The 13525-nt window shown below is 60.6% G+C and carries 7 protein-coding genes; 2 read left to right on the forward strand and 5 right to left on the reverse strand.

All coding sequences use genetic code 11. The annotated features are described in order from the left end of the window. Positions 1–112 precede the first annotated feature (112 nt). Positions 113–6310 (forward strand): fibronectin type III domain-containing protein, encoded by a 6198-nt coding sequence (locus PA598K_RS22410; RefSeq protein ID WP_128659101.1) that lies wholly within the window; start codon positions 113–115, stop codon positions 6308–6310. Positions 6311–6452: 142 nt separating this feature from the next. Here PA598K_RS22410 and PA598K_RS22415 read toward each other — a convergent pair whose 3' ends face one another. Genes PA598K_RS22415 through PA598K_RS22425 form a run of 3 tightly spaced genes read right to left on the reverse strand, consistent with a single transcriptional unit; the run spans position 6453 to position 10340 of the window. Next, positions 6453–7556, reverse strand: a complete 1104-nt coding sequence (locus PA598K_RS22415; RefSeq protein ID WP_128659102.1) for a GerAB/ArcD/ProY family transporter — start codon at positions 7554–7556, stop codon at positions 6453–6455. A gap of 15 nt (positions 7557–7571) precedes the next feature. Then, the gene (locus PA598K_RS22420; RefSeq protein ID WP_128659103.1) at positions 7572–8789 is read right to left on the reverse strand and encodes a Ger(x)C family spore germination protein; all 1218 of its coding nucleotides are present in this window, start codon (positions 8787–8789) and stop codon (positions 7572–7574) included. Positions 8790–8804: 15 nt separating this feature from the next. Next, positions 8805–10340, reverse strand: coding sequence for a spore germination protein (locus tag PA598K_RS22425; RefSeq protein ID WP_128659104.1), 1536 nt, complete (start codon positions 10338–10340; stop codon positions 8805–8807). A 286-nt stretch (positions 10341–10626) separates the two neighbouring features. Here PA598K_RS22425 and PA598K_RS22430 point away from each other — a divergent pair, with 286 nt between their 5' ends. Continuing rightward, the gene (locus PA598K_RS22430) at positions 10627–11130 is read left to right on the forward strand and encodes a DUF2569 domain-containing protein (RefSeq protein ID WP_185602172.1); all 504 of its coding nucleotides are present in this window, start codon (positions 10627–10629) and stop codon (positions 11128–11130) included. A 64-nt stretch (positions 11131–11194) separates the two neighbouring features. Here the strand turns inward: PA598K_RS22430 and PA598K_RS22435 are convergent, their stop codons facing one another. Both PA598K_RS22435 and PA598K_RS22440 read right to left on the reverse strand, forming a co-directional pair. Further along, positions 11195–12148: a cation diffusion facilitator family transporter gene (locus tag PA598K_RS22435; protein ID WP_128659106.1), complete on the reverse strand. Its 954-nt coding sequence runs from the start codon at positions 12146–12148 to the stop codon at positions 11195–11197. 266 nt (positions 12149–12414) lie between these two features. Next, positions 12415–13485 carry an FAD:protein FMN transferase gene (locus tag PA598K_RS22440; RefSeq protein ID WP_128659107.1) on the reverse strand — a complete coding sequence of 357 codons (1071 nt, stop codon included), beginning with the start codon at positions 13483–13485 and terminating at the stop codon, positions 12415–12417. Positions 13486–13525 lie beyond the last annotated feature (40 nt).

Here is a 13525-nt window from a genome sequence, read left to right on the forward strand (position 1 = left end):
GTATAATGAAAGCGGATTCATAAATAGCAGATGAAAGGAGTCGACATATGCTAAAACGGTCCTATATCCGACAAAAAACATCGTTATACAAAGATAAAGGAGGAACAGATCTATGACTACACTCGCCCGGCGACAAACGGTCGCCATCCTCATCGCACTGTCCATGCTGCTCTCGCTGCTCGCGCCCGCGGCCTTCGCCACCGTGGCGCAAGCGGAGGAGGGTGGGGCAGGAGGAGTGCCTCAGCCCGAAACGACGCTGCAAGCTGATGAGGCGTCGCAGACGGCGCAAGCAGCGCCAGTGGCCGCTCCAGCTCAGGTCGAGGCCAATTGGTATACGACCTACCAGACGATGGACGGCGTAGGCGCAGCCTACGCGTACACGCCCTCCATCCATATGATGCAGTTGGCGACAGCCGGTCATCAGGACAAGGTGCGACGGCTGCTCGATCTGACCTTCGACGAGCGGGACGGGACCGGCCACGACATCGCCCGCGTCATCATCGGCGACAATGGCGGTCTCACCGCTACCGGCACGGCAGCCAGTCCCGGCTTCAACCCGGCGACTGGGCTGCTGGCCGATGTGGCCAATCCGGGCTTCGACATCGAGGGACATCCGATCCCGCGGCGCGGCACCGCAGGCCAGTACGGCTACAAGATCGAGGCCGAGAATCGCTACTACGACGGCAACACCGACAGCATCTGGCCGGTAGAGCCCGACCATGCGCCGGGCACGCTGGTGCCGCTCGAGGGCTTCGTCTGGGAGTACGACACCTGGGAGCGGCCGATCGCCAATGACATCGGCGGTCCGACCAACCTCGTCGGCCCGCGCGGAGAGGACCCTGTCATCCACAAGGACGGGCCTCGCACGCGCAAGGAGCTATTCGACTTCGACCAGGTGTGGACGATGCGCCAAGCGATGCAGTACGGCGTCGACCAATTTTACGCTTGCGTCTGGACGGTCCCGTACTGGATGAGCAACTCCAACGCCAACGCGCCGGGCAAGATCGTCCGCGGCGATACAGCGATAATCGACGGCAAGCCGGTCAAGATCTATTATCAGGCCTTCGCAGACTATCTCGTCTACTACATCAAGGGGATGTGGGAGCAGTGGGGCATCCCGATCACGCATATCGGCCCGTTCAATGAGGTCGATCTGGCAGGCGGCACCGCAGTGTATGTCACCGAGATCATCAACGACTATATCGGGCCGACGCTGAAGCGGTCCGTCGAGCCGGGCGGCGCGCTGCACGACATCGTCAGTCCCGAGGGCAAGACGATCGACTTCGTTCCTGAGCTGGTCGCCGTCGACGGCACCAATCTGAACGCCTCGATCAGCCGGGGCGGCCAGGCGTTCGCGCAGGTCGACGAAGCGACAGCAACGCCGAAAAATCCGTACCTCGACGTCTTCTCGACGCATCTGTACGGCACGGTAGGGATCGGTACGGACGAGCGCAAGCTGTACCATACCGGCGACTTCTCGCAGAGCCCGCTCGACTATACGACGGCTGGCAATCGCTACCCGGAGTACCTGACGCGCTACAAGCTCTGGCAGACGGAATTCATGAACCAGGATACCGGAGACGGCTCCGCCGGAGCCTATACGAACCGCTACGGCAATCAGAACATCAACGACGCCGTACGCTGGTCCAATCTGATGACGAATATGTTTACGAGCAATCCGGGCTTCAACGGCTTTATCTGGTGGAGTATGTGGGACAGCAACGGAGTCGACGGCTCCGACCTGATCCGTTTTGTCACGTCCAACTCCCAGCAGGAGCCGGGACGGATCAGTACGCTGACAGGGGAATATCGGATCTTCAAGCGGTTTTACAGCTTCGGGCATTTCTCGCGCTTTATGAACCGCGGCGACGTCCGATTCGATGTCACCCGGGCGCCCGCTGAGGATATCAACATCGTCGCCTTCCGGCCGCAGGATCATAGCGACTTCGCGATCACGGTCAGCAACGCGAGGAACGATGACAGCATCCAGCCGCTGGCGTTCACGCTGAAGGACTTCCCGAAGGGGACCGCGAGCGTCACTGTATTCCGTACCTCGGGTCATGAGAATCAGCAGAAGCTCGGGACGATCCCGGTCCAGGACGGCAAGTTCGTCATCGACATCCCGTCGGCGAGCGTTGTCACGATCGTGCCGAGCGACGGTCGGTATGCCACCTTCAACAGTCTGGGCGGCGAGCGCGATATCTTCTCCTCGCTGGAAGCGGAGGCCGGCGACAACGGCGTACGCGGCGACGCGCAGGGCGCTGCCGGCCGACCGGACGAAGCGGTCACGCTGCATGACGGCGGCTATCTCGCCTATCGCAATGTGAACTTCGCCGATGGCTCAGCCAATGGCGGCGTCGTCCGCCGACATCTGCTCTATCTGACTGCTCAGGCCAAGGCTGCCAAGGGCGGACGACTGAGCGGCTATGTCCTGCCGGTCGGTACGGAGGCAGCGAGCGTCGAGGATATCGTGACCAAGGGCCGCAAGGTAGCGGAGATCGCGATCCCGGCCAACGCTCGCTACGGCAGCTATCAGACGATGGTGGCGACCGGCGATCTGAGCGCCTACGGGCACAAGGATCTCTATCTCGTCGCCGACACGGATGGAGCGAGCGACACGATTGTCATCGACCGCTTCCTGTTCGGCGCCAATGACGGCGACTGGAGCGCAGCAGGCAACAACTCTGTCGTCGCCATCCCCGGCAATCTGTTGCGCAACGGCGATTTCGATACCGTCAATGCGGCGAGCGCCGAGCATTGGTCGACAGGTCGATACGAGGACGGGACCTTCGCGACATCCGTCACGGGTCCGGTACTGGCGGCCGATACGATCCAGAGCTACTCGGGCCTGTCGCGGTATCTGAAGAACAGCTCCGGCTCGCGGGTAGCCGGCTCAGGCAAGCTGAGCGGTCGGATCGACGCCGAGCTTCAGTATGACGGCATCTGGCAGGATCTGACCGGTAAGCTGACGCCTGGCGAGAGCTATGACTTCAAGGGCTACTTCCTCTCCATGCAGCATCGTCCGGAGAGCTATGACCACGCAGCCGATCACCCCGGCGATGTCGAGGTGGCGCTCGCATATTATGATGCGGAGGGCGAGTCGCTCGGACTGACGCGGATCAGCGGACGCGACATGCCGGAGCCGTACCCGGCCCGCGAGGCTGGCGATCCGGGCTTCTGGCGGGACGGTCGGTTCGTCGGACGCATCCTCGAGGGCGGACCGCTCAGTCTGAGCTCGTTTCAGCCGCTTATGGTGAAGGTCGCCGACTGGCATGAGAGCGACAGCGAGTCGTTCGTCTACAGCGAGCCAGCTGGCACAGCGCGGGTCGTGCTGGCGATCTACGCCAAGGACGCGAACATCCTGTATGCGGATCAATTGTCGGTGACGCCGGCGAGCATCTCGTCGTACACGATCTTCGTCGATGGCGAGCAACTGAGCGGTTTTGATCCGGCGCGTACGAGCTATACGCATACAGTGTCCGGGGACCGCATCCCGGTCGTCACTGCCGTCTCCAGCGACCGTGCCGAGATCGTCAGCGTCTCGCAGGCCGATAGTCCGCAAGGGACAGCCGTCGTACGGTTCATCAAAGGTCAGACGACGCGCACGTATACGATTGCGCTCAGTACGACGCAGTATTTTGACTTCGCATCGGGACTCCCGGCAGGCTGGGAGGTGGCAGACCCTGAGAATCCGGCCGACCCGCTCCAGGCGATCAGCTTCACTGAGACGGGCGGAGTCGCCGTCCGGACGTACAAGGGAGACAGCGACTACCCGGCCAGCCGCAATCGGCTGCAGCTGCCGGGTACGGCGCAGGGCGACTGGACGCTGACCGCCACGCTGACGGTCGACAAGCCGCTCAGCGATGCGTCTCATGCCGAGCTCTCGCAGGTCGGTCTGGGTCTCCATGACGCGGGGACGGGCGAATTCTACCGGGTCAATGCGAGGAAGGTCGGGTCCAATATCAAGGTCAACAACTCGGGCCGGGCGAGCGGAGCCAACTTCAACAACACGACCAATCAGACAAACCTGTTCGGCACCGTGTACGAGATCCGTATCGTCAAGACTGGCAATGTCGTGCAAGGCTACTTTAAGCCCAATGCGAATGCGAACTGGATGGCGATGGGCAATTCGTCAACCTACACCGATGCATTCGCCAGCAATGCCCGCGTCTATCTGTATGGCGCAAACTTCAGCAACGCGACGGACCTTAACGTCACCTTCTCCAGCGTCAGTCTCGTGAAGACGCTGGCCGAGCCGGGCGAGGGCGGCGAGGATCAGCTGGCCGTCGAGCAAGCGGCGGCGCTGATCGGCGCCTCGATCGAGGTGCCGCATGCCGGCAGCGACGAGCCGGAGGCGCTCCGGGCGAGCGCGCAAGCCTACCTCGATGCGCTCCCGGCGCTGCAGGAGCTCGGCGTCATCGCGGCGCTCGCATACGATGACGGCCGTTTCCTCCTGAGGCTGACGCGCGGGGCGGCCAGCATCGAGCGGTCGCTGACCGTCAGCCAGCTGACGGTCGAAGACGAGCAGGCGCCGACGTGGCCGGAGGGCAGCGAGCTGACGGCTGCCGACATCACGGCGACCACCGTCTCCCTGAGCTGGACCGCTGCAGCAGACGATACAGGCGTCGCAGCCTACAAGGTCTATCAGGGCGAGGAGGAGTTGGCGACGCTGCCTGGCGATGCGGGGAGCTATACCGCAGCCCTCCTGACGCCGGAGACGGCTTATACGTTCCGCGTCGAGGCAGGCGATGCCGCGGGCAACTGGAGTGCCAGCGGTCCGACGACGACCGCGACGACACTTGCCGCGCCGGACGATGACGAGGCGCCGACATGGCCGGAGGGCAGCGCCCTGACGGCGAGCGAGATCACGGCGAGCTCTGTGACGCTGAGCTGGACGGCAGCCGAGGACGACCTCGGTGTGACCGGCTACACGCTCTACCAAGGCGAGGAGGAGCTGGCGACCGTATCCGGGCTGACGCTGACCTATACGGTCGATGGACTGACCCCGGAGACGACCTACACGTATCGCGTCGAGGCGGGCGATGTGGGCGGCAACTGGACGACCGACGGTCCATCCGTCGAAGCGACGACTGCGCCAGCGCCGGTCATCGATGCTGAGGCGCCGACCTGGCCGGAGGGCAGCGCGCTCGCCGCGACCGATGTCTCGACAACCGCGCTGACGCTGTCCTGGACCGAGGCGGCCGATGATACGGGCGTGACGAGCTACACGATCTACAACGGCTCGCAGACCGTAGCGACCGTAGCGGGAGACGTCACGACATATCGGGTGAGCGGGCTGGCCCAGGGCACGAGCTATACCTTCACGGTGCAAGCAGGCGATGCCGCGGGCAACTGGAGTACAGACGGCCCCGCTGCCACCGTTACGACACGCTACGAACCGGTCTACTACCAGCCGGTACCATGGACTGACACGATAGCGCCGACGTGGCCGGAGGGCAGCGAGCTGCGCGCAGCCGATATCGCGCAGACCGCGCTGACGCTGAGCTGGCCCGCCGCCAGCGACGCCAGCGGCGTGACGGGCTACCGGATCTATGAGGGCGATCGACAGCTCGCCTCGGTAGCAGCCGGAGTAACCTCCTATGCGGTCACGGACCTTGCGCCGGGCATGAGCTACACATTCGCCGTACAAGCGGGCGACGCCGCAGGCAACTGGAGCAAGGCTGGTCCGACCGTGACCGTCTCGACGCTGCCGATCGCCGAGCCGGCAGAGCCCGAGACGCCGGTAGATCCAGAGCGTCCGCAGCATCGCTTCACCGATCTCGACGGCCGCTTCGGCTGGGCCGCCGAGGCGATCGCGGCCCTCTATACCGAGGGCATCGTCCGGGGCACCTCCGAGACGACCTTCGAGCCGGCTCGTCCGGTGAGTCGCGCCGACTTCGTCGTCCTGCTCGTGCGGGCGCTTGGCTTGACCGCCGAGGGCCGGACGACCTTTACGGATGTGAGTCCGAGCGATTACTATTACGAAGCGGTAGGCATCGCCCAGGAGCTCGGGCTGGTCCAAGGCGTCGACGGCCGCGCCTTCCACCCGAGAGGCGAGATTACCAGACAGGATATGATGGTCATCGTCGCCCGGGCGCTGCAAGCGATGGAGCGGCTGAGCATGGAGAGCGATGGCGACCTGAGCCGATTCGTCGACGGCTCGCAGGTTGCGGCCTACGCGCGCGACGCTGTCGCCGCACTCGTCGAGCTGGACGTGATCCAGGGCGATGGCGCCGCGATCCGCCCGCTTGGCACAGCGACACGTGCCGAGACGGCGGTCATCATCTACCGTATCTATCGCATGTTGTAAACGTAAGACAAGAGGGGGCCTTCCAAGGCTCCCTCTTGACGTGTGTACGGAGGGTGATGATCGCCAGGCACACGCGCGATTCGCTCCGTAGCCGGTGCGATGCTTGTCGTGACGCTTGCAGATCATGGGGCGGGCGAGCAGTCTAGGCGTCAGCTTTGCCGCGAGACGCCCCCTTGCGCAAGAGACCGACGAGGAAAGCCAGGACCAGCAGGAGCATTTGCGCAGGGATCACATAGCGGATCACGATCGTCGAGCCGATCCACAGATGGATCGAGCTGTTGGGCTCCAGGAAGCACACGCCATAGATAATCGGGGCCAGTATGACGGCGCAAGCGCGGTAAGGCAGCTTCAGCAGCGAGCTGATGATGAGCACCGCTGCGAGGAAGAGCAGCGACAGCTTCAGGAACAGTCCGATCACGAGCAGCAGTGTGACGAGGATGTCCAGCCGCTCCAGGAAGTCCGCCAATCGGATCAATTGCACTGTCTCCAGGAATGGAGTGGTGCTGTAGTTGGTCAAGACCGGCCCGAGGACAGAGAGGATGAGCGCGTTCATGAAGACGATAAACAGCGCAATGGCGCTATACGCGCCAAAGGTGGTCTTGCTCAGCCGTTCTCTCGGCTGCACATACTTCCAGAACAGCAGCATTACCGCCATCTCGCCGAATGGAAAAGCCATCACATTGGGAAACACCGTTTGCAGGACAGGTCGGATGCCGTTGCCGAGCACCGGCTGCAGCCGGTGAAAATCTGGCAGGCCAGCCTGGAAGATGAGGATAATCAGAAACAGGTAGCTGAATAAAATGAGCGGAAACAGCAGCTCGGCGAGACGGAAATAATGCTGCACGCCGCCCCAGATCGCATATAGCGAGAGCGAGATAATGATCAGCTTGATGCTCCACTCCGGCGTCTGATTGAGAATCGTCATGACCGTCATATCGCTGAAATCTCGAATGTTGCGCGATGCCTCGTAAGCGAACAGCAAGCCCTGCGGCAGCGCCAGCGCCAGCCCAAGCCATCGGCCGAACAATTGCCGGAACAGCTCGGGCAGATCGGCGTCCGGGAACCAACGCTGGAGCGACAACAGCATCCACAGGAATAGACCGCTCACAGCGGCTCCCAGCAGATAGGCCAGCCACGAATCCTGTTGCGCCGACAGGGCAACCTGGATGAGCGGGGTATTGCCGACCAGGAACAGCATGATCATAATCGCTAGCTGGTAGTTGCTCAGTTGGATAGGTTTGGTCATAGGATGCTCCTCTTCTTACAGCGACTCTTGGACCTCCTTGAAGTTCCTGTCGCTAAAGCCGACGCGGGAGAGATTGAACTTCACCTGGACGTCCAGCACAACATCCTCCAGATTCTCATTCCATTCTTTCTGAATCGATTTCCAGCGCTTGGGATAGTGCCGGTAGACCATCGTTCCGAAGCCGACGATATCCGTTTTCAAGCGTTGCAACGCTTTCCAGCTCAGCTCCATATCGCCTTTGATCTCTTCCGCGATTTGCCATTCCATCTTTTGCAGCATCATCGGAGCGATTTTTTTATCATTGCAGGCATATTCGAGCAACGTCCCGTTCGCTTTCACCTCGACCCGCATCTTGATCCGCCCGTCAGGCATCAGCTCGGGCTTGCGTGCCACAGAAGCATGGGCGACTCGAGCGGCGGACGTATTCTCTTCCTGCGCGCTGCCGGAGCAGTCGAAGGAGATCGTCATTTGGTTGACATTGTCACTGAGCCATACGAGCCCTGCAGCATCAGTTTGACTGAGCCAGCCCTTCAACTGGTCTCCGGAGATGATCGCCAGCTCGCCTAATCTGATCTTGGCCCGGTTGGAGGTTCTTTTGAGCGCTTCCATCGAATTAAGCGGTTGGCGGGAGCCGGCGATCATCAGCTCGGGGATGCCTGTCGCTTGTTCGGGACCGAGCAGATCGAGCAGGACGCGGTAGATCGTCATATCCGGGTAGAGCGAGTTCGTTTTGGCTTCGTTTTCGATGAGCCGCTGGATGGCGTTGCCCGGGATTTTCTCGATGGGGAGCAGTTGCTCGAGCATCTCTCGAGCGCGCCCCTTCGTGATGAACATGGATACCGTCTCGCGAGCGTCCGCATTGCGCATGTAGATTTCGAGGATGGTCGAGATCCCTTTGCGCGCGGCGCTTTCGCTGACGACGACGATTTGGTTATGCGAAAAATAAAGCTTGCGGGACATCTCCTTGCTGGCTTCGCCAATAGCCTTGCGCATGCTGCTGCCCTCCGTCGAGAATACATTGACCGGCGCTTCTCCTCTAGGCGAGCTGCCGCTCTGCGAGGAGATGGCCTGCGGGATGACCAATTGGTAGGAGACGACCCATTTGTTATCGATCCAATCGACGGCTGTGGCGGAGACAATGCCGATCTCATTCATCTCGACCCGATTCCAGCAGCCGCACAGCAGGAGCAGCGCGGCGCACGGGAGCAACAATGGCAGCCAGCGCTTAAGCATCGCAATCCCTCGCTTTTATTTGGATTTGCTGTTGCGGGTAAAGATATTTCGCGGCTCCCGACCGACAAGCTTCTGCAGCGGCGCGCGGATGAGCGTATCCTTCAGCCCGGACCAGTGGAAGGGGGCGAGCGGCGACATATAAGGGACGCCAAACGATTCCAGTCGCACCAGATGGATCATCACGGCCAGCACCCCGGCGATGATGCCCAACAGTCCGAAGACGCCTGCCAGCAGCATAAAGGAGAAGCGGATCAGCCGGGCGGCAATGGCCACGTTGAGCTGGGGAATGACAAAATTGCAGATCGCGGTAAATGAAACGATAATGACCATCCCGGCCGAGACGATGCCGGCGTCGACCGCCGCTTGTCCGAGCACCAGCGCGCCTACGATCGAGATCGCCGGCCCGATCGCGCGCGGCATCCGGACGCCCGCTTCGCGCAGCACCTCGAAGGTGAGCTCCATCAGCAGCGCCTCGACCAGGCCCGGGAAAGGGATGCCCTCCCGCTGGGCAGCCAGTGTAATCAAGAGCGTCGTCGGCAGCATCTCCTGGTGGAAGGTCGTCACGGCGATGTACAGCGCAGGCAGCGTCATCGAGATGATGAAGGAGACGAAGCGGATCAGCCGCAGGAAGGTGGAGATATCGAATCGATTGTAATAGTCCTCCGGCGATTGGAACAACTGGAACAAGGTGACCGGAGCGAGCAATACAAAGGGGGAGCCGTCCACGATGATGGCGATCTGGCCCTCCAGCAAGCCTCCGGCAATCGCATCGGGACGCTCGGTGTTTTTCATCGTGGGAAAAGGAGTATACCCCTTATCCTGAATGAGCGCTTCGACATAGCCGCTCTCCAGAACGCTCGCGATTTCGATCGCCTGGATGCGGCTGCGTATGGTGTCTATCGTCTCTGTAGCCGCAACGCCGTTCATATATAGGAGCGCCAGCCGTGTACGCGTCTCGCTGCCGACCTCGAGCTCCTCTACATGGAGATTGGGCGATCGGATAATATGGCGTAGCAGGTTGATGTTCGTATGGATAGACTCGTTGAAGCTGATCTGCGGACCACGGACGACCGTCTCTGCGCTGGGCTCGCTGACTGGTCGTGTCTCCCGGGCGCTGATATCGACGAGCAGTCCGCATGCGGCCTCCTGGATGAGCAGCAGACAGTGGCCGTCCAACAGACGCGAGGCGGAGGACTGCGGCGATCGCGCGATTGCCGCTGAGCCCACCTCGATGACACGCTCGCCGATCAGCCGGACCAGCGGATCGCTGCGCTCCTCTGCCTCGATCGGACTGGACATCAACGGGCGGAGCACATGCTCGTTTAGCGTTGTCTCGTCGATCAATTTCGTTACATAGATCACCGTCATGACGACATCCGGGGCGAGCGGGCTGCGCAGCGGCCGAATCGTCAGATCAGAGCTGCCGCGCAGCAGTCGTTTGATGGTGTCCAGATTCGTTTTGAGAGATGGACTGAACGTTGCTTCCTGGGAGGATTGCGTATCTTTAGAGCACGGATTGGTTCGTCGCTTGCCTTTCCCGAAAAAAAACACGCTCTGTGCTCCTCCTTCCTGGCGCTAACTGACTCCTCTCCATAATCTGGCTCGTTTGCTTGCGAATTATCCCCTTCGATGAACAAAGCTAAGGATTCGTTAAAAAAGCCCAACCACACGTCAGTCTTTGATATACTTTGGAAGCGGGAACGGATGATGAGGACATAGGAGGGATTGCCATTTCTATCTACGATGTTCGCAACCGGCCGGATTTGTTCGAGCAGGCCGTGCAATTTATATGGGGATCATATGCCCGGGCGATAGCGGACAAGGAGGGGGACGCGGATTGAGGGGAGAGCCATCCTTGAACTACTCGTCGAGCGCTTTGGGACTCCAGGGACTCGGGGGCTGGCTCGTGGTCGTGCAAGTTGCTCTGTACATTACGGGAATCCAGATGCTGCTGGGATTGGTGACGAGCAGTATTCCCAACTTTACTACCGAAGTCTGGTCTGTCCTGACGTCGCCCGAGTCTGAGTATTACCATCCGATGTGGAGCAATATACTTGTTTTCGAAGCCATTTATAATGTGTTTTTTTTGGCGTTCGTGATCTACATCCTCGTGCTGTTCTACCAGAAAAAATCAATCGTGCCGAGGCTGATCATTGTCTTTTACAGCCTCAGTTTATTGTTCCTCTTTTTTAACCAGCTCATGCTCAGCCAGATACCGCTCGCCCAAGAGCTGCTCGGCGAGGGCGGTTTCCGTCATGTGGGAAGAGCCTTGCTCGCCTGCGCGATCTGGATCCCGTACTTCCTGCGGTCGGAGCGGGTGCGCATTACGTTTGTGCGTTGATCTCGTAGATTAGCGGGCAAGATCCAAGAGGGGCCTCCATTCGCTGGAGGCCCCTCTTGAGCATTTAATGGCTATGCGCGTGGACGGCCCCGCCGCGAATCGTACAGAGCAGCGAACGGTCATGCGTGTGCGACGATGATTCGAACTGGAGGACGACATGCTGGATGTCCTCGTGAGCGAGCCGGTGCTCGATCTCCTCGCGCATCGCCGACGTCTCGTCAAGCGTAAGCCCGCCGTCCACTTCGATGTGCGCGGTAAAGGCATGCTGCGAACTGGTAATCGTCCAGATGTGGACGTCATGGATGCCGCGCACCCCTGGGACGCTGCGGATCTGCTGGAGCAGTGCATCCAGCTCGACGCCGGCGGGAGCGCCCTCCATCAGGACGTGGATCGAGGAGCGCGTAACCTGGTAGCCGCTGCGCAGCACTAGCGCTGCGACGATCACGCTCGCTGCGATGTCGGCCCAGCCCCAGCCGAAGAAGATCATGAGCAGCGCTGCGACGATTGCGCCGACCGAGCCCAGCATATCGCTGATCACGTGGAGATAGGCGCCGCGCATGTTCAGGTTATGCTCCGTGTCGCCGCCGCGCATCATCATCCAGGCTACCAGCAGATTGACGAACAAGCCGATGGAGCTGATGATCAGCATGCCGGTTGTAGCGACTTCCGGAGGATGAGACAGACGGCTGATCGCTTCATAGAAGATGTAGCCCGAGATACCGATAAGGGTAATGCCGTTCAGCAGGGCGGCGAGCATCTCGAAGCGGCGGTAGCCGTAGGTTTTGCCGCGATTCGCCGCCTTTTGGCCGAAGATCATCGCCAGCAGCGCGATGCCGAGAGCGACGGAGTCGGAGAGCATATGCCCGGCGTCGGACAGCAGGGCGAGACTGTTCGTCACATAGCCGCCGACCGCCTCCACGATCATATAGATCGTGATGATCAGAAAAGAGAAGAGCAGCACTTTTTTGTTGTTTGTGTGACCATGGCTATGATCGTGGGCATGATTGTGGTTGTGCATAAGGTCCACCTCATTTTTAGTTAATATATGAGCAACTGTTCATATGTTTAATTGAATTATAGCCTGCTTTTTTGGTTTTGGCAACAGGTGTTTTGTTGTTGGTGTCGTTTGGTACGGAAGACATGGTCCGGTCCGGTTGTCCATCCCAGCTGGCTATTGTCAGCAAGCCGATACACCTGTACCTTCAGTCGCAAGACAGCAGCCGGAGCGGTTGCTCCGGCTGCTGTCAGCTGCGTGTAGAGGTGGTCTATGGCGCTCTGGGAGCGCTAAGGCGTCGCCGTTGGTCGTTCCGCCAACGTGTAATCCTCATGCGTGAGCTGGAACCGTCCGTCCAGCCCCGAGGTTACGATGACCTGGTTATCCTCCGTGACGAAGATCGCTTCGACGCCATCCCACTGCTCTATAAATGCGACCCCCTCCTCCAGACCCATTCCGAACACCGAGGTGGACAGTCCGTCTGCGATCATCGATTGATCTGTGACGATCGAGACGCTGAGCAGATTTTTGCGGAACGGGTAGCCTGTCGCGGAGTCGAGCAGATGGTGATACACTTGACCGTCTGCCTTGAAGAATCGTTCGTAGACGCCGGAGGTGACGATCGTCTTGTCGATGACCTGTAGCGTGCCCAGATAAGCGCCGCGTTGCTCCGCCGGGTCCTGGATGCCGATCGACCACGGCGAGCCGTCCAGCTTTGCGCCGAGCGCGAGCAGATTGCCGCCGAGATCGATGAGGGCGCTCTTCATCCCTTCCGAGCGCAGGTATTCGGCGATCACATCTGCGGCGTAGCCCTTGCCGATCGCACCCAGATCAAGACTCATGCCCGTCCGGGCGAGCCCGATCTTGCGCTCTTGCGGATACAACGCGACGTCTTCATAGTCGATCAGAGCGAGCGCCTCGGCGATGTGCTCCTTGGACGGGACGCTGTCGCCGCCGTTGCCGATCGCCCACAGGTCGACGAGGGGGCCAATCGCCGGATTGAACCGGCCCCCTGATTTTTTGGCGAATTGCAACGCCTCCTCGACGACGCGGTAGGTCTCCGCCGATACAGCAACTGGCTGGATGCCGGCTTGACGGTTGACCTGATCGATCTCGCTGTCCGCCAGCTGGCGACTCAACTGTCGGTCGATCGTCTCCAGCAGCTCGCCGATCCGATCGAATCGGGCCTCGGTCATCCCCTCGTCGAAGACGCGGATCGTAATAATCGTGCTGAACAAGAAGTAAGTTCGAGATACGGGCTGCTGATCCTGTCCGGCCGCAGATTCCCGCCCGCAGCCGATAGCTGGCAGGAGGAGCAGCAGCGAGAGGAACAGAGCGATAGGGCGGCGATGACGGATCATGGGATATCCCTCCATAGCGATTTGTTACCATCGTAACAGA

The sequence above is a fragment of the Paenibacillus sp. 598K genome (assembly GCF_003851045.1).
In the GTDB taxonomy this organism is placed as follows: Bacteria; Bacillota; Bacilli; order Paenibacillales; family Paenibacillaceae; genus Paenibacillus_D.